This is a genomic window from Pseudomonas sp. MF7453 (assembly GCF_016405455.1).
Classification (GTDB): Bacteria; Pseudomonadota; Gammaproteobacteria; order Pseudomonadales; family Pseudomonadaceae; genus Aquipseudomonas; species Aquipseudomonas paralactis.
Genome location: NZ_JAEKCN010000008.1, coordinates 224012 through 250680 on the forward strand (window position 1 = coordinate 224012; position 26669 = coordinate 250680).

A 26669-nucleotide genomic window follows, 5' to 3' on the forward strand; every position below is an offset into this window, starting at 1 on the left:
CGCTCATACGCGTTTAACGCACTTGCCTTACACTGCGCGGCTATGACCAACATCCCCCATATTCAAATCACTGAACCGGCCGTCACTTGCTCGACGTGCGCAGCCTGTTGCTGCCAACTGGAAGTCATGCTGATCACCGACACGGGCGTGCCGCAGCGCTTTATCGATACCGATGAGTGGGGCGGCGAAGTGATGCTGCGCCTGGACGACGGCTGGTGCGCCGCACTGGATCGAGACACGATGATGTGCACGATCTATGCGCTGCGACCGTTGATTTGCCGGGAGTTCGAGATGGGTGCGCCGGAATGCCTTGAAGAACGCGAAGGCATCGCCACGGTCTATCGCTGACCTGTAGGAGCAAGCTTGCTCGCGAAAAATCCGAACGCGCCACGACCCTGATTCACTGCGTTATCGTTGACGTTCTTCGCGAGCAAGCTCGCTCCTACAGTGCGTTACATTGCCTACAACGGCATGGTGTAGTGCAACGCGTAGCTCTCAACCCCGTCGTTATTGCTGCTGATACCGGCGTTGGAATAATGCGTGGCACGAATGCCCACTTCATGCCCACCGGCAAATCGCAGGCCGAAACCCAGGCGGTCTTCGAACTGGAAGGCTTGGCCGATGTTGTTGTCTTCCAACCGCGTGCGGGAGAACACCGCCACACCGATACCGGCTTCGATGTAAGGCTTGACCGACTCGCCGGCAAACTCATACACAAATACCGGCGAGAACGACAGGCTGCTCGCGCCTGCTCGATCGTCACCTTCCCAATAGGTATAGGCGCCGCTCCAGTAGCCGGTCAGTCGGCCGACGTTGCTCTGCATCCAGCTTTTATCCCAATCGGAAGTCAGACCCAAGCGATAGGTCAGCGTCGAATCGCTGGTGCTTCCCAGGCCGAACTCCAGGCCGGCGGCCTGGGCTGAAACAGAGTGTCCCAACATAGCGACCGCAATCGCGGCCAAACAGAACAAGCGCTTCATCAGAAACATCCTTTGCGAACTAGTTTATTAAGTTTTGTACAGGCTAACGGCCTATAGAAGCTGGCGTGTAGCCAGAAGTTCAGCTTTTTTCAGCGTTATTTCACGAAATTTTCACAGGCCAAATTTTCGCACAACGCCGGGATGTGTCCAGAGTGTCGGTAGGATATTTCTTAGGTGAGACAGATCGCCGCTGGTCCAGAACTGTGCAGTCTCCGGATTGCCAGTCGCCAGCAAGTCGCGCTCATCCAGCAAGCGCTTGAGCTGGCGTGCCACGGCGGCGCCGGTGTCGATCAGGATAATGCTGGCGGGCAGCATCTGCGCCAGGAGCGGCTTGAGGAAGGGATAGTGGGTGCAACCCAGGATGATGGTGTCGCAACCGGCGCTGAGCAGCGGCTCGATATAGCCCTGCAACAGCGTGCGCAAGGCGGGGCTGTTCAGATCCCCTGCTTCGATCAGCTCAACCAGACCCGGGCAGGGTTGGGTAACCACTCGCACATCAGTGGCAAAGCGGTCGAGCAGGGCCGCGAATTTGGCGCTTTGCAGCGTACCGGTGGTGGCGAGCACCCCCACCACGCCGCTGCGGGTAGCGGCAGCAGCAGGTTTGACCGCAGGTTCCATGCCGACCAGCGGCCAGTCGGGGTAGTCCTGGCGTAAATCGGCAACGGCAGCGACCGTTGCGGTGTTACACGCGATCACAAACGCCTTGGCGCCGCGTTCGCGGAAGAACTCGGCGACGGTTCGAGAACGCTCAAGGATAAACGCCGGCGTCTTCTCGCCATAGGGGATATGCCCGCAGTCGGCCACGTACAGCAGCGATTCATGGGGCAATAACTGCTGAATTTCTTCCAGCACCGTCAGGCCGCCGACGCCAGAATCGAACACACCGATGGGCGCGCCCTTAACCATGCCGGGTTCCACACACGCTGCAGCCAGGGTCGCGCTTGACGCGCAACTCGCGAAAACGCGTGGTCAAGGCGTCGATCAGCAGCAGGCGACCCACCAGCGGCTCACCGAAACCTGCCAGCAGCTTCAAGGCTTCCAACGCTTGCAGGCTACCGACCAGCCCCACCAACGGCCCGACCACACCCGCTTCGCTGCAGGTCAACTCGGTGTCGCTGCCATGCCCGTATAAACAGTGATAGCACGGGCTGTCGACGCGACGCGGATCGAATACCGACAATTGCCCCTCAAGGCGAATGGCCGCGCCACTGATCAATGGCTTGCCCGCCACGACGCAGGCCGCATTCACCGCTTCGCGGGTAGAGAAGTTGTCACTGCAATCGAGCACCACGTCCACCGCGCCGATTGCACAGACCAGCGAGTCGGCATCCAGCGCCACGCGATGGGTGATCAACGTAATTTCAGGGTTGATCGCGCTCAGGCGACGCATGGCCGAATCGACCTTGGTCTGCCCTACGCTGTGGGTGTCATGGATGATCTGGCGTTGCAGGTTGGTCAAATCCACCGTGTCAAAATCCGCCAGGTGCAACTCACCCACGCCGGCAGCGGCAAGATAAAGCGCAACCGGAGCGCCCAGGCCACCGAGGCCGACGATCAACGCACGGCTCTGTTTCAGACGCAACTGCCCGTCGATGTCGACATGCTGCAACAGAATCTGCCGGCTATAGCGCAACAGCTCCTGGTCGGTCAGCACGGGCGATGCCCCAGGGTGATGCGTTCGTGACCACCAAGATCGATACGGCTGTGTACGCCTTCAAAGCCCTGGCCCAGCAACAAGTCACGCACAGCCAGCGCCTGGTCGTAGCCATGCTCAAGCAACAGCCAGCCACCGGCATTCAGATGGGCCGGTGATTCATTGATGATCAGACGCAAATCATCCAGGCCATCAGGCCCGGCCACCAGGGCGCTGACCGGTTCAAACCGCACGTCACCCGCCACCAGGTGCGGATCGTTGTCGGCGATGTAAGGCGGGTTGCTGATGATCAAGTCGAAGCGGTCGCCTTGCAGAGCACTGAACCAATGGCTGTTCAGCACTGTGGCGTTATTGAGGTGCAGGCGCTGGCGGTTGCGCTCGGCCAGGGCCACGGCTTCGAGCACGCGATCGACAGCGGTAACCTGCCAGGCCGGGCGCTCACTGGCCAACGCCAAGGCAATGGCGCCGCTGCCGGTGCCCAGGTCCAGCGCTTTGGCGGGGGTAGCAGCCAGCAACTCCAGTGCAGCTTCCACCAACAATTCGGTTTCCGGGCGCGGGATCAACGTGTGCGGTGCGACTTCCAGGTCCAGCTTCCAAAACCCTTGCTGGCCGAGGATATAGGCCACCGGCTCGCCGCTGCGACGACGTTGCAGGTAATCGGCAAAGGTCAGGGCATCTTCGCTGCTGACGATCTTTTCCGGCCAGGTGTGCAGATAACTGCGGGACTTGCCCAGGGCGGCGGCCAGCAGCAGTTCCACATCCAGGCGCGCGGTGGGCGAATCGGGCAGGTCGGCGGCGCGCAGCAGGCTGGCAATGATGGTCATTTATTCACCTATCGCGGCCAGCTGATCAGCCTGGTACTCAGCGAGCAACGGCTCGATTACCGCATCCACGCCGCCGGCGAGAATCTCGTCCAGGGAATAAAGGGTGAGGTTGACCCGATGGTCGGTTACCCGCCCCTGGGCAAAGTTGTAGGTACGGATACGCTCGGAACGGTCGCCCGAGCCCACCAGCAACTTACGCTCGCTGGCAATGGCGTTGGCGGCGGCGCTGGTTTGCTGGTCGTTCAACTTGGCCGACAGCCAGGACATCGCCCGCGCCCGGTTTTTGTGCTGGGAGCGTTCTTCCTGGCATTCCACCACGATGCCCGATGGCAAGTGGGTAATCCGAATCGCCGAGTCGGTCTTATTGACGTGCTGGCCACCGGCGCCCGACGAGCGGTAGGTATCAACGCGCAAGTCCGCCGGGTTGATCTCGATGGCTTCCTGTTCGTCCGGCTCGGGCAACACGGCCACAGTGCACGCCGAGGTGTGAATACGGCCCTGGGATTCCGTGGCCGGCACACGCTGCACGCGGTGGGCACCGGATTCGAACTTCAACTTGCCGTAGACGTTGTCACCTTCAACTCGGGCGATGACTTCTTTATAGCCACCGTGCTCACCTTCGTTCTCGGACAGAATCTCGACCCGCCAACCGCGTCGTTCGGCGTAGCGTGAATACATGCGGAACAAGTCGCCGGAGAAAATCGCCGCCTCGTCACCCCCCGTGCCGGCGCGGATTTCGAGGAACACGTTGCGCCCATCGTTGGGGTCCTTGGGCAGCAACATACGCTGGAGGTCGCCCTCCAATTCGGCGAGCTTTTCCTTGGCTTCGCGGACTTCTTCCACGGCCATTTCACGCATGTCCGGATCGCTGTCCTTGAGCAGCGCCTGAGCGCCTTCGAGGTCAGCCTGTACTTTCGTGAGCATTTTGTAGGTGGCTACGATTGGCTCAACTTCGGCGTACTCCTTGGAATAAGCGCGAAACTTGGCCTGATCAGAAATGACCTCGCCGTCGCCGAGCAAGGCGGTCAGTTCTTCGAAACGGTCCTGGAGCACGTCCAGTTTATTGAGCAGTGACGCTTTCATTGCGGTTTTTTATCCGAAGAGCTGTCTGACGCGCCCTCACCGAGGGCAAAGAGTTCCTGGGCCATGGCCAGCGCATCGAGGCGGCCTTCGGCGGTAAGCTTTTTCAACTGAACACTGGGTGCATGGAGCAGTTTATTGGTCAGGCCACGGGCCAATTGCATCAGCACCTCTTCGGCGCTGCTGCCGTTGGCGAGCAAACGCTGGGCCTTGCTCAGCTCCTCGTCACGCAGGCGTTCGCCCTGCTGACGATACGCCTTGAGCACATCCACCGCCGCCAATTCACGCAGACGCACCATAAAATCTTCTGCGCCGGTGCTGACCATTTCTTCGGCGGCCTGGGCAGCACCCTGGCGGCTTTTGAGGTTCTCGGCGACGACTTCATGCAAATCGTCGACGCTATAGAGGTAAACGTCGTCCAACTCGCCGACTTCTGGTTCGATATCCCGCGGAACGGCGATATCCACCATGAAAATAGGCTTGTGCTTGCGCAGCTTCAACGCGCTTTCGACCGCGCCTTTACCGAGAATCGGCAACTGGCTGGCGGTGGAACTGATGACGATATCACTGCGTACCAGTTCAGCCGGGATGTCCGACAGCAACACCGCATGAGCCCCGAACTGTTCGGCAAGGATGCTCGCCCGTTCAAGCGTGCGGTTGGCGACCACGATGCGCTTCACGCCCAAATCGTGCAGGTGCCGCGCGACCAGGGTAATGGTTTCACCAGCACCGATCAGCAGCGCCTGGCTGCGCTGCAAGTCGCTGAAAATCTGCTTGGCCAGGCTGACAGCGGCAAAGGCCACCGATACAGGGTTTTCGCCGATCGCCGTGTCGGTGCGCACCTGTTTGGCCGAATTGAAGGTGGCCTGGAACAGACGCCCCAGCAGCGGACCGACCGTGCCGGCCTCACGCGCCACGGCGTAGGCAGACTTCATCTGCCCAAGAATTTGCGGCTCGCCCAGCACCAGCGAGTCGAGACCGGCCGCCACGCGCATCATGTGACGAACTGCCGCATCCTCTTCGTGCACATAAGCACTGGCGCGCAGGTCATCGAGGCTCAAATGGTGATAATCGGCCAGCCAGCGCAGCACCACATCCGCCGAGAGATGTTCCTGCTCTATATAGAGCTCGCTGCGATTGCAGGTCGAAAGGATCGCAGCTTCGCGGCTGTCGGTGATCCGGCAGAGCTGCTGCAAGGCCTCAACCAACTGCTCAGGGGTAAACGCCACGCGCTCGCGCACGTCTACGGAGGCAGTCTTGTGGTTAATACCGAGTGCGAGGAAGGCCATTCAATATCGCTGATGATGTCGGGAAGCCGACAATTGTCCTACTTCGAAAGATCCAGAACAACCACCGTCGTCTATTGTCCCTATACCTTATGCCTATCATCGCCTCTTAGTAGGAGCGAGCTTGCTCGCGAAAATCGTCAACGATAACGCGGTAAGCCTGACGCCCAGCGGCGCTCTCAGGTTTTTCGCGAGCAAGCTCGCTCCTACAAAGGCAAGGCAAAAGGCAGCAATAGTCGTATTCCGAGTGCCCCGGTTATGTTTGGCCGAAGGCTTGTGTCATGATGATCCGACCGCAGGTTAGTCGTCCTCTTCCTATATGAATAGATCTTCCGCGTTGCTCCTTGCTTTTGTCTTCCTCAGCGGCTGCCAGGCCATGGCACCCGTGTCGCCCGAGGCTACGCCGCCGGCAGAAGACACCGCCCCCGCCCCTGAAAAGCCCAAGGTTTATTCCTCGTTCAGTGAAGAAACGATCTACAGCCTGCTGACGGCGGAACTGGCCGGCCAGCGTAATCGTTTCGATATTGCGCTGGATAATTACGTGACCCAGGCCATCAATACCCAGGATCCGGGCATTTCCGAGCGAGCCTTTCGCATTGCCGAATACCTGGGAGCCGACCAGGCTGCGCTGGACACGTCGCTGATCTGGGCAAAAAATGCCCCCGACGATCTGGAAGCCCAGCGCGCCGCCGCCGTACAACTGGCGCGCGCGGGTCGCTATGACGACTCCATGGTTTATATGGAGAAAGTCCTGCAGGGCAAGGGCGACACGCATTTCGATTTCCTGGCGCTGTCGGCCGCCGACACCGATCAGGACACGCGCAATGGCCTGATGAAGAGTTTCGACCGCCTGCTGCAAAAGCATCCGAAGAACAGCCAGTTGATTTTCGGCAAAGCCTTGCTGTTGCAACAGGATGACGAAGCCGACGCCGCACTCAAATTGCTTGAGCAGAACCCGCCGGAAGATGGCGAGATCGCGCCGATTCTGCTGCGAGCACGCCTGCTGCAAAACCTCAATCGCGGCAAGGAAGCGATTCCTCTGCTGGAAAAAAGCATCAAGAAATACCCGGACGACAAGCGCCTGCGCCTGACGTATGCACGAATGCTGGTTGAGCAGGACCGCATGGAAGACGCCAAAGTGCAGTTTGCCAACCTCGTCCAGCAATACCCGGACGACGACGAGCTGCGCTATTCGCTGGCCCTGGTGTGCCTGGAAGCCAAAGCCTGGGACGAGGCCAAAGGCTATCTGGAACAACTGATCGAACGGGACAGCCATGTGGACTCGGCGCACCTGAACCTGGGCCGCATCGCTGAAGAACGCAACGACCCGCAGGCCGCGCTGCTTGAGTACGCCCAGGTCGGCCCCGGCAATGACTACCTGCCCGCCCAGTTGCGCCAGGCCGACATCCTGATGAGCAATGGCCGTACCGACGAAGCGGAAAAACGCCTGGCCGCGGCCCGCGATGCCGAGCCGGACTACGCCATCCAGCTGTACTTGATCCAGGCCGAGACCTTATCGGCCAACAAGCAGGGCGAACGCGCCTGGAAGCTGCTGCAACAAGCGTTGCTGCAATATCCCGACGATTTGAACCTGCTGTACACCCGCGCCATGCAGGCAGAAAAACGCAATGACCTGGCCCAGTTGGAGAAGGACCTGCGCCTGATCATCAAGCGCGACCCGGATAACGCCATGGCACTCAACGCCCTGGGTTACACCTTGTCTGACCGCACCACACGTTACGCCGAAGCCAAGGCGCTGATCGAACAGGCCCATGCGCTCAACCCTGAAGACCCGGCCGTGCTCGACAGCCTGGGCTGGGTGAATTACCGCCTGGGCAACCTCGACGAGGCCGAGCGCTTGCTGCGCCAGGCTCTTGAGCGTTTTCCCGACCAAGAAGTCGCCGCACACCTGGGCGAAGTGCTCTGGGCCAAAGGCAAGCAACGCGAAGCCCGACAAATCTGGGAAAAATTCCTCAAGGAACAACCCGAAAGCCCCATCCTGCGCGGCACCATCAAGCGCCTGACCGGATCCGAGACCCTTTAAGCTTATGTTCTTGCGCCACATTATCGTCTTCAGTTTTATCGCCCTGCTCGCCGGTTGCGCGGGCGTAGGCACCCGTGAATCCGTTGAGGGCCAGGGCAACCCGGCGCAATGGAAACAACACAAGGATCAGCTGAGCAGCATCGACGGTTGGCAGATCGAGGGCAAGGTCGGGGTGCGTGCGCCGAAAGATTCCGGCAGCGGTACCCTGTTCTGGCTGCAACGCCAGGATTATTACGACATCCGCCTCTCCGGACCGCTGGGTCGGGGTGCTGCTCGCCTGACGGGCCGGCCGGGACAGGTGAGCCTGGAAGTCGCCAACCAGGGACGCTACGAAGCGACGTCCCCGGAGGAACTGCTGGAACAGCAGATCGGCTGGAAACTGCCCGTCTCGCACCTGGTGTGGTGGGTACGCGGCCTTCCGGCGCCCGAGAGCAAAAGTCGCCTGAGCCTCAACGGCGACAGTCGCCTTGCCTCCCTGGAGCAGGACGGCTGGCAGGTGGAGTACCTGAGCTATGTGCAACAGAACGGTTATTGGCTGCCCGAGCGCATCAAGCTGCACGGCACCGACCTTGACGTCACGCTGGTGATCAAGGACTGGCAGCCGCGCAAGTTGGGGCAATAACGTGACAGAACGCCTGACCCTGCCCTCGCCCGCGAAACTCAATCTGATGCTGCACATTCTGGGTCGCCGTGAAGATGGCTATCACGAGTTGCAGACACTTTTTCAGTTCCTCGACTATGGCGATGAGCTGACCTTTGCCGTACGCGACGACGGTGTGATCCAGCTGCACACCGAATTCGAAGGCGTGCCCCACGACAGCAATCTGATCGTGAAGGCGGCGAAAAAACTTCAGCAACAATCCGGCTGCCCGCTCGGGATCGATATCTGGATCGACAAAATTCTGCCCATGGGTGGCGGTATCGGGGGCGGCAGCTCGAATGCCGCAACGACGTTGCTGGGTCTGAACCACTTGTGGCAACTGGGCTGGGACCACGATCGCCTGGCTGCGCTGGGCCTGACACTGGGCGCGGACGTCCCGGTTTTCGTGCGTGGGCACGCCGCGTTTGCCGAAGGCGTGGGGGAGAAACTTACCCCTGTGGAGCCCGAAGAACCCTGGTATGTCGTGCTTGTGCCGCAAGTATCTGTAAGTACAGCAGAAATTTTTTCAGATCCGTTGTTGACACGTAACTCTTCTCCCATTAAAGTGCGCCCCGTTCCCAAGGGAAACAGTCGAAATGACTGCTTACCGGTTGTAGCAAGGCGTTATCCAGAGGTACGTAACGCTTTGAATTTGTTAGGTAAATTTACCGAAGCAAAATTAACCGGAACTGGAAGTTGTGTGTTTGGGGGCTTCCCAAGCAAAGCTGAAGCTGATAAAGTCTCGGCCCTTCTTACAGAGACCCTTACAGGGTTTGTAGCAAAGGGAAGCAACGTTTCGATGTTGCATCGCAAGCTGCAAAGTCTGCTCTAAAAGGAATCGAGTGTTAGGCACTCGTTGCAACAGATACAGGGGCGTCGCCAAGCGGTAAGGCAGCAGGTTTTGATCCTGCCATGCGTTGGTTCGAATCCAGCCGCCCCTGCCATTTTCTAATACTCATCCAGGTTACCCTCAGCCTCTAGGTACTGCGCGTGTCCAAGATGATGGTCTTTACGGGGAATGCCAACCCCGATCTGGCTCGACGTGTCGTACGTCAGCTGCATATCCCTCTCGGTGACATCTCTGTCGGTAAATTCTCCGACGGCGAAATTACAGCCGAGATCAATGAAAATGTCCGCGGTAAAGACGTCTTCATTATTCAGCCGACCTGCGCTCCGACCAACGATAACCTGATGGAACTCGTCGTGATGGCTGATGCCTTCCGCCGCTCCTCAGCGACTCGAATCACAGCTGTAATCCCTTACTTTGGTTATGCCCGTCAGGATCGCCGTCCGCGTTCCGCACGTGTGGCTATCAGCGCGAAAGTCGTTGCTGACATGCTGACCGTGGTAGGCATCGACCGTGTTCTCACGGTTGACCTGCACGCTGACCAAATCCAGGGGTTCTTCGATATTCCGGTAGATAACATCTACGGCTCCCCCGTTCTGGTGGATGACATCGAAGACCAGCGCTTTGAAAACCTGATGATCGTGTCCCCGGACATTGGTGGCGTCGTGCGTGCACGGGCCGTTGCCAAATCCCTGGGCGTGGACCTCGGGATCATCGATAAACGCCGTGAAAAAGCCAATCACTCTGAAGTGATGCATATCATCGGTGATGTCGAAGGGCGTACCTGTATTCTGGTTGATGACATGGTCGACACCGCCGGCACCCTGTGCCACGCGGCGAAAGCCTTGAAAGAGCACGGTGCTGCAAAAGTCTTCGCCTACTGCACACACCCTGTGCTGTCGGGCCGAGCGATCGAGAACATCGAGAACTCCATGCTGGACGAACTGGTGGTGACTAACACCATCCCGTTGTCCGCTGCTGCTCAAGCCTGTTCGCGTATCCGTCAACTGGATATCGCACCGGTTGTTGCCGAAGCGGTTCGCCGCATCAGCAATGAAGAATCGATCAGCGCGATGTTCCGTTAAGGGTCAAACCTTCGGAGCACCTCACTGACGAAAAGCGCCCCGCCCCAACATACTGTTGGGGCGGGGCTTTTTTGCCCATATCGCCTTTAGCGCTGGTCGCAAACGCTGGGGCGAATGTGGTTATTTTGGAGATACAACATGAACGATTTTACTCTGAATGCTGAAGTGCGTTCCGACCTGGGGAAAGGTGCGAGCCGCCGCCTGCGTCGTCTCGCAAGCCTGGTTCCAGCTGTAGTTTACGGTGGCGACAAAGCCCCTGAATCCATCAGCATGCTGGCTAAAGAAGTTGCCAAACTGCTCGAAAACGATGCTGCCTACAGCCACGTTATCGAACTGAACGTTGGCGGCAAAAAGCAGAACGTTATCATCAAGGCCCTGCAGCGCCACCCTTCCAAGGGCCACGTACTGCACGCTGACTTCGTACGCGTTGTAGCCGGTCAGAAACTGACCGCTATCGTGCCTGTACACTTCGTTGGCGAAGAAGCTCCAGTCAAGAAAGGTGGCGTTGTTTCTCACACCACTACCGAGCTGGAAGTAAGCTGCCTGCCGAAAGACCTGCCTGAGTTCATCGAAGTCGACCTGTCGGCCGCTGAAATCGGCACCATCATCCACCTGTCCGACCTCAAGGCCCCTAAAGGCGTTGAGTTCGTTGCACTGGCTCACAACGACGACAAGGCTGTTGCCAACGTCCACGCGCCACGTGTTGTAGCAGAAGATGAAGCCGGCGAAACCGCTGCCGAGTAATACACTCTGCAACGAAGGAGCTTGAGGGAACATCGCGGACCGAAACGTAGCGAGAAAGCGGGCAACAACGCGAAGTTTATCTCTGGATAAGTGAGCTCCTGTCGTCCACTTTCGCCGCACGCTGGTGTAGCGATGTTATCCACAACTCCAAAGGAAGGGCCCCTGTCGTGACTGCCATTAAACTGATCGTTGGCCTGGGAAATCCAGGCGCCGAATACGAACAGACCCGGCATAACGCGGGGGCCCTTTTTGTTGAGCGCATCGCCCACGCCCAAGGCGTCAATCTTGTGGCCGATCGCAAATATTTCGGCCTGACCGGGCGCTTTTCGCACCAGGGTCAGGATGTTCGTCTACTGATTCCCACCACCTACATGAACCGCAGCGGCCAGGCTGTCGCGGCGCTTGCGGGTTTCTTCCGGATCAAACCCGAAGAAATCCTGGTGGCCCATGACGAACTGGACCTGCCACCCGGCGTTGCCAAGCTCAAGCAAGGCGGCGGACACGGCGGGCACAACGGCCTGCGCGACATCATCGCGCAGCTGGGCAATCAGAATACTTTTTACCGTCTGCGGCTCGGCATTGGCCACCCAGGCGTTGCCAGTATGGTTTCAAATTTCGTCCTGGGTCGTGCGCCACGCGCCGAACAGGAAAAACTCGATGCCAGCATCGATTTTGCCCTCGGCGTGCTGCCGGATATCTTCGCCGGTGAATGGAACCGCGCGATGAAAAACCTGCACAGCCAGAAGGCCTGACTTTTACCCGAGGGGAAACACCATGGGATTCAATTGCGGCATCGTCGGCCTGCCCAACGTCGGCAAATCCACCCTGTTCAACGCCCTGACCAAGTCCGGTATTGCGGCGGAGAACTTCCCCTTCTGCACCATCGAACCCAACAGCGGTATCGTGCCGATGCCGGACCCTCGCCTGGATGCACTGGCGGCAATCGTCAACCCCAAGCGCATCCTGCCGACCACCATGGAATTCGTCGACATCGCAGGCCTGGTCGCCGGCGCATCCAAGGGTGAAGGCCTGGGTAACAAGTTCCTGGCCAACATCCGTGAAACCGATGCCATCGCCCATGTGGTCCGCTGCTTTGAAGACGAGAACGTGATCCACGTCTCCAACAGCGTCGACCCCAAGCGCGACATCGAAATCATCGACCTGGAGCTGATTTTCGCCGACCTCGACAGCTGCGAAAAGCAACTGCAGAAAGTCGCGCGTAACGCCAAGGGCGGAGACAAGGACGCAGTGGTCCAGAAAGGCCTGCTGGAGCAGTTGATCGCTCACTTCACCGAAGGCAAGCCGGCGCGCAGCCTGATGAAGAACATGGGCACCGATGAGAAGGCTGTGATCAAAGGCTTCCACCTGCTCACCACCAAGCCTGTGATGTACATCGCCAACGTCGCCGAAGACGGCTTCGAGAACAACCCGCTGCTCGACGTGGTCAAGGCCATTGCCGAGGAAGAAGGCGCCATTGTTGTTCCGGTATGCAACAAGATCGAAGCTGAAATCGCCGAGCTTGATGACGGCGAAGAGAAAGACATGTTTCTTGAAGCCCTGGGCCTTGAAGAGCCTGGCCTGAACCGTGTGATCCGCGCCGGCTACGAGATGCTCAACCTGCAGACCTACTTCACCGCCGGTGTCGAAGAAGTCCGTGCCTGGACCGTCAAGGTCGGTGCTACCGCGCCACAAGCTGCCGGCGTGATCCACACCGACTTCGAAAAGGGCTTCATCCGCGCCGAAGTAATCGCCTACAGCGACTTCATTCAGTACAAGGGTGAGGCCGGTGCCAAGGAAGCCGGCAAATGGCGCCTTGAAGGCAAGGAATACATTGTCAAGGATGGCGATGTAATGCACTTCCGTTTTAACGTATAAGTACCCACCACGGTATTTACTACGAGCCCATAAAAAAGCCGATGCCGTGCATCGGCTTTTTTGTGGGTGACTGTTTATGAAGGCGACTTACATCCAAAAAATCAGACTTTCAGAATATTCCTACTTACCAATCACCGCATTAACCTCGCACTTACTGCCGTCACCGACAAACCAAAACTTACCATCATTTTCCTACATCACCCCTCCACTTAAACCTCTCTACACCGAGTGACAACTTTTATAATCTACGTTCTACTGAGCTGGCGCGCGCAGACCGTATTTGCAACAGTGAAGTAATAGCGAACAGGGAGTATCAATTCATGTCGACCTACGTCCAGAAGGATAATAAAACAGACGTTTCACTCATTGAGGGTCCAGAAATTGAAACCACGCTTAACAACACTGCCGCACTCAACGTTGACATTCTATTGTTGGGAGAAACCGGCACCGGAAAAGACACGCTTGCGCAGCGGATTCATCGATTATCGGGGCGACGCGGTAATTTTGTTGCCGTGAACTGTGCGGCCATTCCAGAAAGCCTCGCAGAAAGTCAGTTATTCGGGGTCAACAGCGGGGCTTATACCGGGGCCATACAATCCAGGGCTGGATTCGTCGAAGCAGCCCACCTGGGTACCCTGTACCTGGATGAGATCGACAGCATGCCCCTGAGCCTGCAAGCCAAGCTGCTGCGCGTGCTGGAGTGCCGCGGGGTGGAACGCCTGGGCTCGACTCGCTTGATCTCCGTGGACATGCGCGTGATTGCGTCAGCCCAGCAGTCGCTGCAAATCATGGTCGAACAAGGCGCCTTCAGGCGTGATCTCTACTTTCGGCTGAATGTCGTGAGCATCGAACTCCCGGCCCTGCGAGATCGGCGCGAACGGATCATCCCGTTGTTTCTGGAAATGGTTCAGGAAGAAGCGGAGCAGTTCAAATGCAGCGCTCCATCGCCTCCTGACAGCCTGCTGCATCAACTGCTCTGCCACTCCTGGCTGGGTAATGTGCGCGAGCTACGTTCGACGGCGAAACGGTTCGTCCTGGGCCTACCACCGCTCTCAACCCCCGTGGGCAGAAAGCAACCACCTCAGATGGACCTGAAGACACGCCTTCAACAAATTGAAAAAGCGTTAATTGAAGAATCCATGTACCGCCACCATCACTGCGTAGATAACGTAGCCATTGAGTTGGGGGTCGCTAAGCGCACGCTGTATTACAGGATGAAACAATTGAACATCTCACTGGCATAAGTTCAACCGTTCATCTCACCGCTAATAAGTAGGTCATAACAGCCTGTATCGCCAACATTTTCATCAACCAGCGCCTCGATAAAATATTTAGCAACATCGACACCTGGAAACATCTGGAACGCATTACTTATACGGGCCACACAGTGGTTGCCAGGAGAAAATTTCTGCAACACGCAGACGTTGCCGCGATTTGACCGCTGGAAAAATAAAGCCCCAAAAACCCACAACAGGATTTTTTATATGAGTATTGACGCATCAAGTGGTATGAAAAGTATAGCGCAAACAGTTGCATCTCTAGGAGGTACAAGTGCAGCCGCAGGCAGCAGCGAAGGCTCAGCCGAAGCTATCTTCGAGAAAATGAAGGCTGATGCCATAAAAAACGGCTGGAAGAGTGCTGAAGTAAAAAATATTCAAGCATTGATCCGGTCGGGCGCTGGCCAATAACTACGAGGTGACCGATTACCTTTCAGGCTTTCCAGCCCGAAAGGTAATCATCCAACCGGCCGACAGATCATTTTAGTGTTCTAGCGCCACTGTCCACCCTGAACGAGTAAACACCCCATGCAAATAGTCAACGACCGTTTTTCACAGAAAAGCAGCAGTACCGAGCATGACCGTACGCCACCGGAACACTCGGCAGGCAGCACGGACGTCAGTTTTTTCACATCACTGTTCGAAGGTTCTCATCCCACAAACACAATCGCTTCCAAGCCTGACGTCTCACTCCTTTTGACAGAAGCATCCAAGCACCTCAGCAACTCAAGAGATGGCTTCGCCAAAATAATACGGTCGACCAAAAAAGGGATAGACGTTGAGGCCATAGGCAATTACCCACGCGAGTTACATAACGCACAACTGACAACACAACTGATGGTGAAATGCCTTGCCAAGACAACCCAGTGCATTGACAAGATCAGCAACATGCAGTCTTGAGCATGAATAACTCTCTGCTTGTCGCTTTAGTTTTGAGTATGACTTTTATATTGAGCGGATGTGGTGACCGGGTAGAACTGCATCGCCAACTGTCCGAACAAGAAGCCAATGAGGTCGTAGCCGAATTGGCTGATAAACATATTCGCGCGCAAAAAGTCCCGGCCAAAGACGGTGTCGTCGTAACGGTTAATACGAGCGACATCGGGCGCGCCGTGCGTACCCTGGAAGCCGCCGGCCTTCCCCGACTGGCCCGGACCACTATGGGGGATACCTTTCGCAAGGAAGGGGTCATTTCCACGCCGCTGGAAGAGCGTGCCCGCTACATCTATGCCTTATCTCAAGAGCTTGAAACCACGCTGTCCAAGATCGACGGCGTCATCGTCGCACGCGTGCATGTGGTGTTGCCTGAACGCATCGCGCCCGGAGAGCCGGTCCAACCCGCATCCGCGTCGGTATTCATCAAGCATGATCCACGCCTGGACCCCGACAACATCCGCGCAAGGGTCCGCAGAATGGTGGCGAGCAGCATCCCTGGAATGACCACCGCCGTGGACAATCCGCAAAAACTCACCGTGGTGTTTGTACCGGCCTCCACTTATCAGGAACAACAACGCCTGGTGTATTTCGGCCCCTTCCTGGTGCCCGGCGACGATCTCGGATTCTGGCGAACCAGCATCATGATTTTGCTGCTCAGCCTGGCTTCGGCCGTGGCTGCCATGATCATCCTGCAAGCGCGGCGCAAGCGTCCCCATCAACAGCCCGCACTGACAGGAAACTCAACGGGGCCAACGCATGGCACCTAGACCCGATCATCTGATGCGTGAGCAACTGGCCTGGGCTCAATGGTGGGCTTTTCCCTGGAAGCACGCCCACGAAGACTGGAGAGGCGACAAGTACCGGGCGATTGAAAGGCTTTTTTATAGCGCTCGGTCAGTGCCAGACGACCTTACGGGTTTTGCAGCCTGCTTGCCGGCTGCACCTAATGCCACTGTGCTTCGGTTGGCCCTGGCCTCCACGAACCAGCTCAACCTGGTCCTGGCATTGGCTAATCACACGTTCAATCCCCAAGCAGCAGCATCCTTGAGTGAAGATCATCATGAGTGGTGCATGCGCCTCTCCATGGCGCTGTACCCTTCCATGCTGCCCCCACAGTCCGATCCGCTACGACTGCTTCACAGCTGGGTTGAACCCGCGACCTGGCAGCGCCTTCGATTGCGCTTCCCCCGTACGCGTGTGAGCGAGGCTGAAACAGCAGACGCCCCACTCGAAAATGCAAGCAGCCGATTGAACACGCTCTGGCAGGCCGTCGTCTGGCGCGTCGCAACCATGGCGAGCGACGGCCTGCCCCTGTCTCGCCAGGAGGAGGAAAGCAGCGATGTTATGCCGACATACTATTGAGTTACGCAAGGACGCCTCCGGCCCGCGAGCCAACCTTATCCCGCGCGAAGAGCTGGCCAATTGGGAGCAGGCCAACCATCTGTTGAGCCAGGCCAATGCCCAGGCCGACGAATTGATACGTATGGCCGAAAAAAAATGCGAGGCCATGCTTGAACACGCCTCATTGGAAATCTGGCAACGTGCCGACGCTCAACTCAAGCAATGGGAACGCGACCGTCAATCGATGTGCGACAACCTTGAACACTATGCGACCTCCATCACCAACCAGGCCATTCGCTGCCTGCTCGACGAGACAACTGCCCCGCAACGTCTCGCAGCGCTGTTGAAGCAGTTGCTGGATAGCCAAGTTCAGGAAGTCAGTGCGACGTTGCTTTGTCATCCCCATGATCTTGAGGAAATAAGGCAGGGCCTAGCCCGTCACAAGAGCAGATTCTGGAAAGTAACCGCCGACGACACGGTTCATCCTCAAACACTCGTATTGAAAACAGATGAGGGGGACTTCCGTATCAGCTGGAATGCCATGCTCGATACTTTTTTCAACCAGGGCAAAGAGTATTCGATCGAGATCTAATCCTACGAGTACAAAGACTTTATTTATATTCAGCACTTAGAACCGACTGTTTAAATTCACCTTTCAACCTATGTATCAGAGGGAAATCATGGATTTCTTCAAAGAACTGACTCATTCGATCGCCCGAAATAAGACATCGACGTACAAAGAATTCAAGTCCGGTTTCGAAGAAAGCCTGGCCGCCGAAGACAGCGAGTTGTTTCACAACTTGGTAACGCGCAGAGAGGTCACGTTTGCGCTTTATAGCGAGCACGGTAAAACGGTCAATCAGATGCTCAAAACAACGATTGAAAGTTTTCAGTAAATGAAAGCGCTCGTGGGTGACTGGTTGAGCGGCAAGGAGGAAGAAATCGCCCTATTTGAAGGCGAAGACCCAGTCACCTTGCGACGTCAGGGCGACGCCATTTTATTGGGCGTTCAACTGACCTCAGCTCTGCCAGATAACGCAGCCTTGCAAGGCTGGCTGCGCCTGGGCGCGGCCAGCTTGAATCATTTTCAGGGGGCATTGGCTCAAAAAGCTGACACAGGTGCGCTATGGCTGATTCAACGTCTGCGCACAGACCGTGGCCAAGCCCACGTACTGAGTTGCCTCGAGACCCTGCTCAACCAACGCGACACATGGCGCGCAATCGTTGCGCGTCTTGCTCGCCCCGCCCAGAACCTCAAACCCACCCCGCTACGTTCACGCTTGTACTAATCAGAGAACTGTCTATGCCTAACAAGACCCATAAGGGCAGCCGCTTGTGCCTTGACTCGCCTGATGCTTCATTCAAAAGAGCCCATTGGCGCAAAGTGTTCCTGTTTTCCTGGCTACTGGCTTCAACCCCATGCGCGTTCGCGGCGATCCCCGCCGAATGGAGGAACATTGCCTACGCTTATGAAGCCGAACATAAGCCAGTTCGGGACGTGCTCGACGACTTCGCCCAAACCTTTGGTACGCAACTGCAAATCGAGGGTCTGCTGGAGGGCACCGTCAACGGCAAGATACGCGCCAATACCCCGCAATCCTTGCTCGACCGGCTGGGAGTAGAACATCGCTTCCAATGGTATCTGTACAACAACACGCTCTACATCAGCACCCTGGACCAGCAAGAGTCCGCGCGCCTGGAGGTTTCCTCCGAGACCATTGCCGACCTCAAGCAGGCGCTCACGGATATTGGCCTGCTCGATAGTCGCTTCGGTTGGGGTGAGTTGCCCGAAGATGGCGTCGTGCTGGTCTCCGGACCTCGGCGCTATATCGAACAAATCAAGCAGTTCAGCAGCCAACGCCGCACCGCCGATGAAAAACAGACCGTGCTGAGCTTCCCGCTGAAGTTCGCCAATGCCGCGGATCGTCAAGTGGATTACCGCGGCCAGAAGCTGATCATTGCTGGTGTTTCCAGCATTGTGCGAGGGTTGCTGGAGCCGCGTTCAAATCCGATTTCCTCGGTGCTGAGCCAACGCCCCTCCTCACAGCCCTCGCCTATAGCGCCGAATGCTCCCCGCTTGAGCAATCCCATGCTGGGGCAGATCCTCGGTACCAACAGCAACAACATGCCATTGGACATTGGCGCCACACTGCCCCCGCGTGCGCCTGCCCCCAGCAGCCGGATTCGCGTCGAAGCCGACATTCGCAATAACGCAGTCTTGATCTACGACCTGCCCGAGCGCCAGGCCATGTACCGCGAGTTGATCGCTCAACTCGATGTGGCGCGCAAACTGGTGGAGATCGACACGATCATTCTGGATATCGAGCGTACGCAGCTGGACGAGTTCGGCGTGAACTGGGGCTTTCAGAACAGCCGGTTCCGTGGCGGTGTACAGATGGCGCCGGGCACATCCCAACAGCTGTCGATTGAGAATCGCGACCGTTTCTATGCCGACATACGTGCCCTGGAAGCCAAGGGGCTGGCGACCATGGTTTCCAACCCGTCCGTGCTCACCCTGGAAAACCAGCCGGCGGTGATCGACTTCAACCGCACTCAATACCTGACGCCCGGGCGTGAAAACGCCACCATCTTGCCGGTCACTGTCGGTACCAGCGTCCAGGTCGTGCCCCGCGTGATCACCAGCCGGGGAAGCCATCAGATCCACCTGGTGGTGGATATCGAAGACGGCACCTTCGACGAATCCAACCCCAACCGTAGCTTGAGGGACCTTGATGTGCGCCGCGGTAACGTCAGCACCCAGGCCGTCATGGCGGAAAAGCGCTCGATGGTGGTGGGTGGCTTCCACGTCACAGAAAGCACCGACAGGCAAAACAAGGTGCCGCTGCTGGGCGATATCCCGCTGCTGGGCAAGGCGCTGTTCTCTTCCAGCGAAAGGCAGAACAATCGACGTGAACGCCTGTTTATCATCACGCCACGCGTCATCGGCGACCAGGCCGATCCGTCTCGCTATTTGCCTCAGGCGGACCAGGCCCAATTGCAGACGGCGCTGGCACCGCTGGCCAGGCGTAACGCCCCGCACCAGCCGGTAATCAAACGTAGCGACGTGATCAGTACCCTGGCGCACCTGGTGACGGGGCAAGTGCCCAAGGCCTTCAAGTTGGCGCCAATGCCCCTGGGGCTGAACACGTTGTGCAGCACCCGCGACCTGCTCGCGCTGAGTACCGATCGCAGCCAATGGTACGCGGGCGCTGAGTACAACGTTGCAGTCGTGGTGTTGCGCAACCAGTTCAACCGCAATGTGCGCATCGACGAAAAAGAATGCAGCAACTCGCAAACGCTTGCCGTCACCGTGTGGCCACACGCCTGGTTGAAACCGGGTGAGGAAGCCGAGGTATTTATCGCCATGCGTCCGGTGGTGAAGGATGAACACCTCAGCGTACCGCGCCCCACTTTGATTACGCCACCTCATAAGGTCCGCCCATGAAACATCAATTGTTGTGCGTCACTCTGATCGGTGCGGCGCTGCTCGTCAGCGCTTGCACCCCCACGTGCAAAGGCGACTCCTGCTCACGCCCGCAATCGACCGCACAAAAGATGGTGATCTGGTGGCCATCTCACATGCGTGTCGAACCCGGCCCTTCCGGGGAGCGAGCGGATTACCAGACGATATCGCTGGAACGATGAGCATCCAGGAAATACCCGACCAACCACGCCAGGTATTTCTGGAGAACCTGGTGAGCGGCGCTGCCACTCACCAGGTTCTCGCTTGCGGTATTGAGGTGCGTGTGGCGCACGCAGGCAATCGGCCTGGGCTGGCCTTGCATGTCGCTCGCGAAGCGTTGCAAGCCGGGCAATTACAACGCGCATTGCAACGGCGCTTTGAGCAGGCACAGGTGTTTGATGGATGTTTTATCTATCTCGATAATCAGGACGCCCTGGTGATCTGGCACGCATTGCCCACCTCTCACGGCGATACGGGCAGGATCCTCGGCAGGATGCTCTCGCTGGCCAATCTCAGCGCACTGGACCCAGGTTCCAGTCGCTGATCAGCGTTGATCAAGCTCAGGCAGTTCCAGCGTTTCGCGCTTGGCTTCGTCATCCAGCTCACGCAAGGTGCGGTAGATCAATGCTACCGCCTGCAAGGTTTCGCGAGGAATACTTGCACCCACCTGTTTGGTATAGATGGTGCGGGCCAACCACACACATTGAATCACCGGGACCTCGGCGACCTTAGCTCGCGCGATCAGTTTTCGCGCTTCGTCGTCCGTGCCTTTGCTGATCAGCAGGGGCAAAGGCGTCTCGCCTGGGCGGTAGTAGAGGGCGACTGCAAAGTGCGTGGGGTTAACCACCAACATGTCGGCCTCTTCCAGTTTGGGCAGTTTGACCTTCGGCTCCTCTTGCGCCAATTCATGCGCCAATTGGCGGCGCTGGCCCTTCACATGGGGGTCGCCCTCCATGTCCTTGTACTCCTTGACGACCTCAACCTGTGTCATGCGCATACGCTTGGCGAAGAAGTGTTTTTGCAAGGTCAGATCGATCAGCGCCAACACCAGCAACAGCCCCAGGCAGGCATGCAGCAAGTGACGGAACAACGCGATCAGCGCCAGCAGATAACTCTGCAGGTCGCTGTTGGCAAGGTTAATCAACGCCCCCAAAGCGGGCCAGACCACCACGTACACCATCAAGCCCAGAAGCAATGCCTTGGCGATGCTCATCAGCAGATTCATTAACGACTGAGCAGAGAACATCTGCTTGATCTGGCTGACAGGGTTCAGGCGATTGAAATCCATCTTCAGTGTGGCCGGTGCGAACAGCATGCCGAACTGCATCCAACTGGCGATCAGCTTGGCGGCAATCGCAAGCCCGGCCATCAACAGAGAGAACGAGAAAAACATCACCAGGCCCTCCACCAGCACTTCTTCCAGCGCCCGCGCAAACGGCTGGCCCAAGCGTGACATCGGCAACACCAACAGTTGCTGAAAGCGCTGCAGACTGGTTTCGGCAGTGAACAAGGCGACCTCACTGATCGCCGTCAGCGCCAGCAGCTTGCTCACATCCTGGCTTTGCGCGACCTGACCCTTCTTACGTTGGTCACGCAGTTTCTTGGCAGACGCCGGGTGCTTTTTTTCGCCCGAATCACTCACGGCGTCGCGACCTTGAACAAAAGCCCCAGGTAGTGCGTTAGCTCACCCAGCTGGCTCATACGCCCGACAATAAGGTCCTGCAACAATGCAAAGTACAGCAACAAAATACCGATTCCCGCCAGGCATTTGACCGGCGGTGCCAAGGTACTCACTTGCAATTGCTGGCTGTAGACCCCCAGCAACGCAATACCGAACTCCAGCAACAACAGCACGGCAATAAAGGGCGCGGCATACAGCAGCATGTGCATGAACGTGTCATTGAGCAGCCCGACAAATACGCTCATGCCATTAGCTGCCGGAAGCGGAAACCACACGGTGGGTGGCCAGATCAGGTAACTGTCCCAGATCACCTGGGTGAGCGTGCCCAAGCCCAGGATGGCCATCAGCAGGTAAATCGCCAGTTGCTTGAACATGTGCCCGATCGGCGTCGCGTCCGGCCCCAGTGACGGGTTGAGCTGGCCACCGGCCAAGGCGCCACGCTGGTTGTCCAACAGCGCACCCACCGACTCGAACATCCAGAACGGCATCGCCAACAACACCCCCAGCAGCAACCCCAACGCGACCTCCTTGAGCATCAGCGCACCAAGCATCAATGCTGAATAATCCTGCCCCGCCAAAGCAGCATGAATACCCGGAGCGGGCAACAGCGCCATGACCATCACGATGGTGTGCCGAGGCAAGCCGCGCACATGTTGAAAACAGAACGCCGCCACCAGGATGCCGCAGGGGTAGATACGCGCCATGCCAATCACCAGGCTGGGGAGATACTCGAGATAAAGCAGCACAGGCAACGCCTTAGTTCAGGGCCGAACGGCCGATCATTTCAAACGTCAGGTTGATCAGCTGGATCAACTCCACGCCAATCCAGCGGCCCGTCAGGATCAAGGTGACACCCACCGCCACCAGCTTGATACCAAAGGGCAATGTCTGGTCCTGGATCTGCATCAGCGCTTGTACCAACGAGGTCAGCACCCCCACCACCACCGCCACGATCAGCGGCGGCGCCGACAGTACAACCACCAGCAACATGCCCTGCTTGAACAGCACGATAGGTTCCATACGCCACTCAGAGATAGGAAAGGAACAGGCTGTCGAGCAACCGCGACCAGCCAGACACCAGCACGAACAGCAGCAGCTTGAGCGGCAGAGAAATGGTCATCGGCGAGACCATCTGCATACCCAGCGCCAGCAACAGGTTGGAAACAATAAGGTCGATCACGATGAAGGGTATGTAGATCAGGAACCCGATCTCGAACCCCGCCTGCAATTGCGAAAGCACAAAGGCCGGGATCAGCAGGATAAGATCCTCTCGCTGTACCTCCTGCGCCATTTTCGCAGGCCACAGCCTTGCGGTATTGTCCAGTAGATGGGTCAGCACATCCGGGTCCACATTACGCAGCATGAATGCACGCAAAGGGTTGATGGCCTCATTGCCGGTATGCAGAAACGTTTGCACGTTGCTCATGTCCAGAGGCGAAGCCTTGATATTCTCGGCGATCTCATACCCCACCGGCGCCATGATGAACAAGGTGGCCGCCAGGGCAATTCCGTTGATGGCCATGCTCGGAGGTACCTGCTGTACGCCGATGGCATTGCGGGTAATCATCAGCACAATCACGATTTTCAAGAAGGCTGTGCAGACCACCAACAGCATGGGCATCAACGACAACGCGCCCAGAAATACCGCCAGGACTATCGGGTCCAGCCCTTGAAGAATCATCGACCGAACACCACTCGGGACAACTGCAACCCCAGGCGCCCGTCAACTTCCACCAACTGCCCCTGGCCAATGGGCCGATCGCCATAAAACAGACCTGCCATGCCAGGGGCAAAGCCGGTAATGCCCAATACCGAGCCGGGCACCAGGTTGCGCAACTCCCCCAGGGTCAGGTTCAATGTTCCGCAGCGTACGCTCAGCGTCATGCTCAATTCATCGAACGGCTCTGGCCCGAATACGTCCACTACGGGTTCATCGTCTTCATGCCCCGAGTGATGAGGTACAGCTAAATCTTCGTCCACAGACATGTCCTCGATAGAAGTAAGAGTGAAACGTAACCACCCGGTGTCATCGTCAATGCCGCCATGCAGGCGCTCTCTGCCGACCGACACATAGCCGCTGCCCCGGGCCTGGAAAAAAGTCTGTTCAAGCACCAGCACGTCGCCGGCTCGCAGGCTGCCGGCCTGTACGATCGGCAACCGCAACCGCCCAAGGGTCACGGCAATTGCCAGTTGAAACGACAACGGCAGCGGTGCAGCCGTGGCTCGCCAGGCCCCCGCCTCGTGCAATGCCAAAAAGCTTTTGGTGCTCAACCACACATAACCCTCAACCCACGAGGTCCCCAGGGTCACGGTGACGCGACAGCCAAAGCCCTTTGGTCGCTCGGTGTGTAGCAATCGCACATACCCCAACAGCGCTCGCACTTCGGGGCTCAGGTAATACTGGAACAACGTCCAGAACCAGGAATCAGGCTCGTTGTCGCCCCTTGCCAGGGTCACCGGACATTCGCCCAGCAGGCTAAGCAACGGCCCCGCCTTAGCGAGTGCCAGCACACCGCACTGCGTGTCGAAGCACACCGCGTCAGCGCCAACTGGCGGACGTCCAGGCTCAAGCCGCAACTCCCCGGCCTGACCCGCAACATGGAACGGCAAGTACAGGCCACGGCCCAGCCGGCGGCGTGCGGCAACCCAGTCGCTCTTGATCGACGGAAGTGTCAGCAGCGGTACGATCATGGGTTGCCGACGCTTGGCAGAAGCAGGCTGACCGGCAGCCCCAGCGCTTGGGTAAAACGGTCCTCACACTGTTGCCGTACGCCGCTGAGCCAGCGAGCCGTGGCGTCGTGTTCCGCTTCCAGTTCAATGGCCAAGGCGCTCTGCTCTCGGCGCACACTGGCGTTGATCCGTCCCAGACGTGGCAAGTACAGCACGGCCTGTAATGGCCACTGCGAACCGGCCAACACACGAGGCGCCAGTTGCTCGGCCAACGCCTCGATCATGGCGACACCTGCCGCTGGTTTTTTTCCCGGCAAGGAGGCTCTCGTCCCGGCGCCCTCCCCATCCCCGGCAAACAACCGCGCAAACAGTCGCCCTTGCTCCCACGGCACCACGCCCGCTGCGCCTGACTCACGCTCTTCGCGAGGCTCACGCAGGGTTGGTCGTTCAGTGGGTGTATTCGCAACCTGGGTCATGTCGGCTCCTGTGCAAGCAAAAGTGATAGCTCCTGCAACTTTTCCACCTGCCGCAGGCATTCGGTGGCTTGCCTCTGGGCACTGCCAACGTGGTGTTCCTTTTCTTGCCGTTGATTGCACAGCGCCTCCAGCTGCCCCTCTTCGCGCCGGGTACTGGCGGATAAAGAGCGCTCCTGTGCGTTCCAGGATTTCAGGCCCGCCAAGGTCAAGAGTTGGCCCTGGTGCTGACTGAGCAACTCAGCACTTTGCCGGGCCTGCTCCTGCCGAGTGTGTTCAAGTGCATCCTGGGCCTGCTGGATATGCGCGAGCAGGGCCCGCTGCGCACGCTTGGCCTCACGCAGGGCACGTTCGGCACGATCAGCCCTGTGCCTGCGCAGGCAACGCAGCATCTGCACTTCACCGAGCAGCACATCAGAAGGGGACATAGCGGGTCAGCTCCCTGAGTTGCTCCAGCGTGACGGCCATTGGTGTCGGCTCACGCAGATCCTGGCGCAGGAAGCCGTCCACCGCTTGGCGACTGTTCACGGCCAGGTCCGTCAACGCATCACTGCCAGGCTGGTACTCGCCCAGCTTGAGCATCAACTCGATCTGCTGGTACGCCGATAACAAACGTCGCAATGCCGTGCCCGCCTGAATATCCTCAGGCGCCGCGACGTTGCTCAGTATTCGTGAAAGGCTGGCCAACACATCCACCGCCGGATAGTGCCCACGCTCAGCCAATTTGCGCGACAACACGATATGGCCGTCGAGCAATGAACGTACTTCATCGGCCACCGGGTCGTTCATGGAGTCCTGTTCAATCAGCACCGTGTAGATCGCTGTGATCACGCCGTCACGGGTCAACCCGGCGCGCTCCACCAAGCGCGGCAGCAAGCTGTACACCGAAGGCGGCAGGCCTCCGCGCCCCAGGGGTTCGCCGGCAGCCAGGCCAATTTCACGCTGGGCCCTGGCGAACCGGGTCAGCGAATCAATCAGCAGCAACACCCGTTGACCCTTGCGCCGAAAACCTTCAGCCAGTGCCGTGGCGGTAAAGGCGGCGCGGGCACGCTCCATGCTGGAGCGATCAGATGTGGCACACACCAGTACCGCTTTGGAGCGCAATTGCTCATCGAGCTCATGGTCGAGAAACTCACGCAGTTCGCGCCCCCGCTCGCCGATCAAGCCGAACACGATGACATCGCACTCCACGTTACGGGCGATCTCGGCCAACAAGGTGGTTTTGCCACAACCGGCCCCGGCGAACAGACCCACGCGCTGGCCCTCACCGAGCGTCATCAAGCCATCGATGGACCGCACCCCGGTGGCCAGCGCCCGGTTGATACGCGGTCGCTCGGTGGGCAAGGGCGCTTCACATAACACCGGGCTGGTATCCGGCAGTTCGGACTCGACAAATGCGCTGGCACCCTGGCCCGTAATCGGCCGCCCGAAGCCATCCAGCACCTGCCCCAACAGCGCCTCGCTGACCTGCACCCGATGCGACACGCCCAGGCGCTCAACCGGTGCCCCCACGCGCACGCCTTCCAGGTTCCCAAGGGCACTGAGCACCGCATCCTGCTGATCAAACCCGATGATTTCAGCAAGCATGCAATCACCCGGCCCTTTCTCCACCTGGCACAAATCACCGATGCGCGCCTGAGGCAGCCGACACTGTAAAAGCATGCCGTTGACGCGCTGGATTCGCCCGCGCATGGCCACCGGCGCAAAGCTGCCTAGCGACTGGGCCTGGCGTTGTTGCCAGGCGTCAAGACGCGTTTGCACGGGTGTAC

General features: G+C 58.2%; 33 protein-coding genes and 1 tRNA gene. 20 read left to right on the plus strand and 14 right to left on the minus strand.

The genetic code is table 11. The features are described 5' to 3' along the window. Window positions 1-42 precede the first annotated feature (42 nt). Complete coding sequence (locus JFT63_RS14900; protein ID WP_032803249.1) at window positions 43-348, plus strand: YkgJ family cysteine cluster protein; 306 nt, start codon at window positions 43-45, stop codon at window positions 346-348. A 113-nt stretch (window positions 349-461) separates the two neighbouring features. On the opposite strand, the gene JFT63_RS14905 is transcribed toward JFT63_RS14900, so the two are convergent. The 6 genes from JFT63_RS14905 to hemA all read right to left on the minus strand — a co-directional run bounded on the left by JFT63_RS14905 (window position 462) and on the right by hemA (window position 5827). Then, window positions 462-980, minus strand: a complete 519-nt coding sequence (locus tag JFT63_RS14905) for an acyloxyacyl hydrolase (RefSeq protein WP_057701692.1) — start codon at window positions 978-980, stop codon at window positions 462-464. A 111-nt stretch (window positions 981-1091) separates the two neighbouring features. Continuing rightward, window positions 1092-1886, minus strand: coding sequence for a glutamate racemase (gene murI / locus JFT63_RS14910; RefSeq protein WP_198844220.1), 795 nt, complete (start codon window positions 1884-1886; stop codon window positions 1092-1094). Next, on the minus strand, window positions 1879-2634 hold the full coding sequence (locus JFT63_RS14915; RefSeq protein WP_198844221.1) for a molybdopterin-synthase adenylyltransferase MoeB: 756 nt from the start codon (window positions 2632-2634) through the stop codon (window positions 1879-1881). The genes murI and JFT63_RS14915 overlap by 8 nt, the downstream gene beginning before the upstream one ends. Then, entirely contained in the window at window positions 2628-3458 is an 831-nt protein-coding gene (prmC, locus tag JFT63_RS14920) for a peptide chain release factor N(5)-glutamine methyltransferase (RefSeq protein ID WP_198844222.1), read from the minus strand. The genes JFT63_RS14915 and prmC overlap by 7 nt, the downstream gene beginning before the upstream one ends. After that, a complete protein-coding gene (gene prfA / locus JFT63_RS14925) occupies window positions 3459-4541 on the minus strand; it encodes a peptide chain release factor 1 (RefSeq protein WP_057701696.1) in 1083 nt (360 codons plus the stop codon). Then, window positions 4538-5827, minus strand: coding sequence for a glutamyl-tRNA reductase (hemA, locus tag JFT63_RS14930; RefSeq protein ID WP_057701697.1), 1290 nt, complete (start codon window positions 5825-5827; stop codon window positions 4538-4540). The genes prfA and hemA overlap by 4 nt, the downstream gene beginning before the upstream one ends. A 316-nt stretch (window positions 5828-6143) precedes the next feature. Between hemA and JFT63_RS14935 the strand changes: the two genes are divergently transcribed. From JFT63_RS14935 to JFT63_RS15020, 19 genes are all read left to right on the plus strand, one after another. Then, the gene (locus tag JFT63_RS14935; RefSeq protein WP_198844223.1) at window positions 6144-7868 is read left to right on the plus strand and encodes a tetratricopeptide repeat protein; all 1725 of its coding nucleotides are present in this window, start codon (window positions 6144-6146) and stop codon (window positions 7866-7868) included. A gap of 4 nt (window positions 7869-7872) precedes the next feature. Continuing rightward, window positions 7873-8490 carry a lipoprotein insertase outer membrane protein LolB gene (gene lolB, locus JFT63_RS14940; protein WP_057701699.1) on the plus strand — a complete coding sequence of 206 codons (618 nt, stop codon included), beginning with the start codon at window positions 7873-7875 and terminating at the stop codon, window positions 8488-8490. Between the two features lies 1 nt (window position 8491). Beyond that, on the plus strand, window positions 8492-9340 hold the full coding sequence (ispE, locus tag JFT63_RS14945) for a 4-(cytidine 5'-diphospho)-2-C-methyl-D-erythritol kinase (RefSeq protein WP_082629587.1): 849 nt from the start codon (window positions 8492-8494) through the stop codon (window positions 9338-9340). 37 nt (window positions 9341-9377) lie between these two features. Beyond that, a tRNA-Gln gene (locus JFT63_RS14950) sits at window positions 9378-9452 on the plus strand. Between the two features lie 46 nt (window positions 9453-9498). Then, window positions 9499-10440, plus strand: coding sequence for a ribose-phosphate pyrophosphokinase (locus tag JFT63_RS14955; protein ID WP_003208392.1), 942 nt, complete (start codon window positions 9499-9501; stop codon window positions 10438-10440). 138 nt (window positions 10441-10578) lie between these two features. Next, window positions 10579-11184 (plus strand): 50S ribosomal protein L25/general stress protein Ctc, encoded by a 606-nt coding sequence (locus JFT63_RS14960; RefSeq protein WP_005784612.1) that lies wholly within the window; start codon window positions 10579-10581, stop codon window positions 11182-11184. A gap of 167 nt (window positions 11185-11351) precedes the next feature. Further along, window positions 11352-11936, plus strand: coding sequence for an aminoacyl-tRNA hydrolase (gene pth, locus JFT63_RS14965; protein ID WP_003208389.1), 585 nt, complete (start codon window positions 11352-11354; stop codon window positions 11934-11936). A 22-nt stretch (window positions 11937-11958) separates the two neighbouring features. Further along, the gene (gene ychF, locus JFT63_RS14970) at window positions 11959-13059 is read left to right on the plus strand and encodes a redox-regulated ATPase YchF (RefSeq protein WP_057701700.1); all 1101 of its coding nucleotides are present in this window, start codon (window positions 11959-11961) and stop codon (window positions 13057-13059) included. A 320-nt stretch (window positions 13060-13379) separates the two neighbouring features. Next, the gene (locus tag JFT63_RS14975; RefSeq protein WP_057701701.1) at window positions 13380-14303 is read left to right on the plus strand and encodes a sigma 54-interacting transcriptional regulator; all 924 of its coding nucleotides are present in this window, start codon (window positions 13380-13382) and stop codon (window positions 14301-14303) included. Between the two features lie 240 nt (window positions 14304-14543). Then, complete coding sequence (locus JFT63_RS14980; RefSeq protein WP_082629588.1) at window positions 14544-14747, plus strand: type III secretion protein; 204 nt, start codon at window positions 14544-14546, stop codon at window positions 14745-14747. 117 nt (window positions 14748-14864) lie between these two features. Then, window positions 14865-15236, plus strand: coding sequence for a hypothetical protein (locus JFT63_RS14985; RefSeq protein WP_057701702.1), 372 nt, complete (start codon window positions 14865-14867; stop codon window positions 15234-15236). A gap of 2 nt (window positions 15237-15238) precedes the next feature. Beyond that, window positions 15239-16039 carry a type III secretion system inner membrane ring lipoprotein SctJ gene (gene sctJ, locus JFT63_RS14990; protein WP_057701703.1) on the plus strand — a complete coding sequence of 267 codons (801 nt, stop codon included), beginning with the start codon at window positions 15239-15241 and terminating at the stop codon, window positions 16037-16039. A 13-nt stretch (window positions 16040-16052) separates the two neighbouring features. Further along, complete coding sequence (locus tag JFT63_RS14995; RefSeq protein WP_233102309.1) at window positions 16053-16634, plus strand: type III secretion protein; 582 nt, start codon at window positions 16053-16055, stop codon at window positions 16632-16634. After that, window positions 16612-17205, plus strand: coding sequence for a type III secretion system stator protein SctL (sctL, locus tag JFT63_RS15000; RefSeq protein WP_186559325.1), 594 nt, complete (start codon window positions 16612-16614; stop codon window positions 17203-17205). The genes JFT63_RS14995 and sctL overlap by 23 nt, the downstream gene beginning before the upstream one ends. Before the next feature lie 88 nt (window positions 17206-17293). Then, a complete protein-coding gene (locus JFT63_RS15005; protein WP_057701706.1) occupies window positions 17294-17509 on the plus strand; it encodes a hypothetical protein in 216 nt (71 codons plus the stop codon). Continuing rightward, complete coding sequence (locus JFT63_RS15010; RefSeq protein ID WP_198844225.1) at window positions 17510-17902, plus strand: type III secretion protein; 393 nt, start codon at window positions 17510-17512, stop codon at window positions 17900-17902. Between the two features lie 14 nt (window positions 17903-17916). After that, window positions 17917-20058, plus strand: a complete 2142-nt coding sequence (gene sctC / locus JFT63_RS15015) for a type III secretion system outer membrane ring subunit SctC (RefSeq protein WP_198844226.1) — start codon at window positions 17917-17919, stop codon at window positions 20056-20058. Next, window positions 20055-20258 (plus strand): HrpT family type III secretion system protein, encoded by a 204-nt coding sequence (gene hrpT, locus JFT63_RS29615; RefSeq protein ID WP_078820232.1) that lies wholly within the window; start codon window positions 20055-20057, stop codon window positions 20256-20258. The genes sctC and hrpT overlap by 4 nt, the downstream gene beginning before the upstream one ends. Continuing rightward, complete coding sequence (locus JFT63_RS15020; RefSeq protein WP_186559328.1) at window positions 20255-20620, plus strand: transcriptional regulator; 366 nt, start codon at window positions 20255-20257, stop codon at window positions 20618-20620. The genes hrpT and JFT63_RS15020 overlap by 4 nt, the downstream gene beginning before the upstream one ends. On the opposite strand, the gene sctU is transcribed toward JFT63_RS15020, so the two are convergent. From sctU to JFT63_RS15060, 8 genes are read right to left on the minus strand one after another with little or no spacing between them, the layout of a single operon-like run. Further along, window positions 20621-21718 carry a type III secretion system export apparatus subunit SctU gene (gene sctU, locus JFT63_RS15025; RefSeq protein ID WP_186559330.1) on the minus strand — a complete coding sequence of 366 codons (1098 nt, stop codon included), beginning with the start codon at window positions 21716-21718 and terminating at the stop codon, window positions 20621-20623. Then, window positions 21715-22503, minus strand: coding sequence for a type III secretion system export apparatus subunit SctT (gene sctT / locus JFT63_RS15030; RefSeq protein WP_057701711.1), 789 nt, complete (start codon window positions 22501-22503; stop codon window positions 21715-21717). The genes sctU and sctT overlap by 4 nt, the downstream gene beginning before the upstream one ends. A gap of 10 nt (window positions 22504-22513) precedes the next feature. Then, a complete protein-coding gene (sctS, locus tag JFT63_RS15035; protein ID WP_014716816.1) occupies window positions 22514-22777 on the minus strand; it encodes a type III secretion system export apparatus subunit SctS in 264 nt (87 codons plus the stop codon). Between the two features lie 7 nt (window positions 22778-22784). Further along, window positions 22785-23438 carry a type III secretion system export apparatus subunit SctR gene (gene sctR, locus JFT63_RS15040; protein ID WP_057701712.1) on the minus strand — a complete coding sequence of 218 codons (654 nt, stop codon included), beginning with the start codon at window positions 23436-23438 and terminating at the stop codon, window positions 22785-22787. Then, entirely contained in the window at window positions 23435-24448 is a 1014-nt protein-coding gene (locus JFT63_RS15045; RefSeq protein ID WP_057701713.1) for a FliM/FliN family flagellar motor switch protein, read from the minus strand. The genes sctR and JFT63_RS15045 overlap by 4 nt, the downstream gene beginning before the upstream one ends. Further along, entirely contained in the window at window positions 24445-24903 is a 459-nt protein-coding gene (locus JFT63_RS15050) for a type III secretion system HrpP C-terminal domain-containing protein (RefSeq protein WP_198844227.1), read from the minus strand. The genes JFT63_RS15045 and JFT63_RS15050 overlap by 4 nt, the downstream gene beginning before the upstream one ends. After that, window positions 24900-25328, minus strand: coding sequence for a type III secretion system stalk subunit SctO (sctO, locus tag JFT63_RS15055; protein WP_057701715.1), 429 nt, complete (start codon window positions 25326-25328; stop codon window positions 24900-24902). The genes JFT63_RS15050 and sctO overlap by 4 nt, the downstream gene beginning before the upstream one ends. After that, window positions 25315-26661, minus strand: coding sequence for a FliI/YscN family ATPase (locus JFT63_RS15060; RefSeq protein ID WP_438811477.1), 1347 nt, complete (start codon window positions 26659-26661; stop codon window positions 25315-25317). The genes sctO and JFT63_RS15060 overlap by 14 nt, the downstream gene beginning before the upstream one ends. Window positions 26662-26669: the final 8 nt, after the last annotated feature.

Coding starts and splice junctions, on each gene's coding strand:
- JFT63_RS14900 (WP_032803249.1), top strand. CDS start 43: ATGACCAACATCCCCCATATTCAAATCACTGAACCGGCCGTCACTTGC.
- JFT63_RS14905 (WP_057701692.1), bottom strand. CDS start 980: ATGAAGCGCTTGTTCTGTTTGGCCGCGATTGCGGTCGCTATGTTGGGA.
- murI (WP_198844220.1), bottom strand. CDS start 1,886: ATGGTTAAGGGCGCGCCCATCGGTGTGTTCGATTCTGGCGTCGGCGGC.
- prmC (WP_198844222.1), bottom strand. CDS start 3,458: ATGACCATCATTGCCAGCCTGCTGCGCGCCGCCGACCTGCCCGATTCG.
- prfA (WP_057701696.1), bottom strand. CDS start 4,541: ATGAAAGCGTCACTGCTCAATAAACTGGACGTGCTCCAGGACCGTTTC.
- hemA (WP_057701697.1), bottom strand. CDS start 5,827: ATGGCCTTCCTCGCACTCGGTATTAACCACAAGACTGCCTCCGTAGAC.
- JFT63_RS14935 (WP_198844223.1), top strand. CDS start 6,144: ATGAATAGATCTTCCGCGTTGCTCCTTGCTTTTGTCTTCCTCAGCGGC.
- lolB (WP_057701699.1), top strand. CDS start 7,873: ATGTTCTTGCGCCACATTATCGTCTTCAGTTTTATCGCCCTGCTCGCC.
- JFT63_RS14960 (WP_005784612.1), top strand. CDS start 10,579: ATGAACGATTTTACTCTGAATGCTGAAGTGCGTTCCGACCTGGGGAAA.
- ychF (WP_057701700.1), top strand. CDS start 11,959: ATGGGATTCAATTGCGGCATCGTCGGCCTGCCCAACGTCGGCAAATCC.
- JFT63_RS14975 (WP_057701701.1), top strand. CDS start 13,380: ATGTCGACCTACGTCCAGAAGGATAATAAAACAGACGTTTCACTCATT.
- JFT63_RS14980 (WP_082629588.1), top strand. CDS start 14,544: ATGAGTATTGACGCATCAAGTGGTATGAAAAGTATAGCGCAAACAGTT.
- JFT63_RS14985 (WP_057701702.1), top strand. CDS start 14,865: ATGCAAATAGTCAACGACCGTTTTTCACAGAAAAGCAGCAGTACCGAG.
- sctJ (WP_057701703.1), top strand. CDS start 15,239: ATGAATAACTCTCTGCTTGTCGCTTTAGTTTTGAGTATGACTTTTATA.
- JFT63_RS14995 (WP_233102309.1), top strand. CDS start 16,053: ATGCGTGAGCAACTGGCCTGGGCTCAATGGTGGGCTTTTCCCTGGAAG.
- sctL (WP_186559325.1), top strand. CDS start 16,612: ATGTTATGCCGACATACTATTGAGTTACGCAAGGACGCCTCCGGCCCG.
- JFT63_RS15005 (WP_057701706.1), top strand. CDS start 17,294: ATGGATTTCTTCAAAGAACTGACTCATTCGATCGCCCGAAATAAGACA.
- JFT63_RS15010 (WP_198844225.1), top strand. CDS start 17,510: ATGAAAGCGCTCGTGGGTGACTGGTTGAGCGGCAAGGAGGAAGAAATC.
- sctC (WP_198844226.1), top strand. CDS start 17,917: ATGCCTAACAAGACCCATAAGGGCAGCCGCTTGTGCCTTGACTCGCCT.
- hrpT (WP_078820232.1), top strand. CDS start 20,055: ATGAAACATCAATTGTTGTGCGTCACTCTGATCGGTGCGGCGCTGCTC.
- JFT63_RS15020 (WP_186559328.1), top strand. CDS start 20,255: ATGAGCATCCAGGAAATACCCGACCAACCACGCCAGGTATTTCTGGAG.
- sctS (WP_014716816.1), bottom strand. CDS start 22,777: ATGGAACCTATCGTGCTGTTCAAGCAGGGCATGTTGCTGGTGGTTGTA.
- sctR (WP_057701712.1), bottom strand. CDS start 23,438: ATGATTCTTCAAGGGCTGGACCCGATAGTCCTGGCGGTATTTCTGGGC.
- JFT63_RS15045 (WP_057701713.1), bottom strand. CDS start 24,448: ATGATCGTACCGCTGCTGACACTTCCGTCGATCAAGAGCGACTGGGTT.
- JFT63_RS15050 (WP_198844227.1), bottom strand. CDS start 24,903: ATGACCCAGGTTGCGAATACACCCACTGAACGACCAACCCTGCGTGAG.
- sctO (WP_057701715.1), bottom strand. CDS start 25,328: ATGTCCCCTTCTGATGTGCTGCTCGGTGAAGTGCAGATGCTGCGTTGC.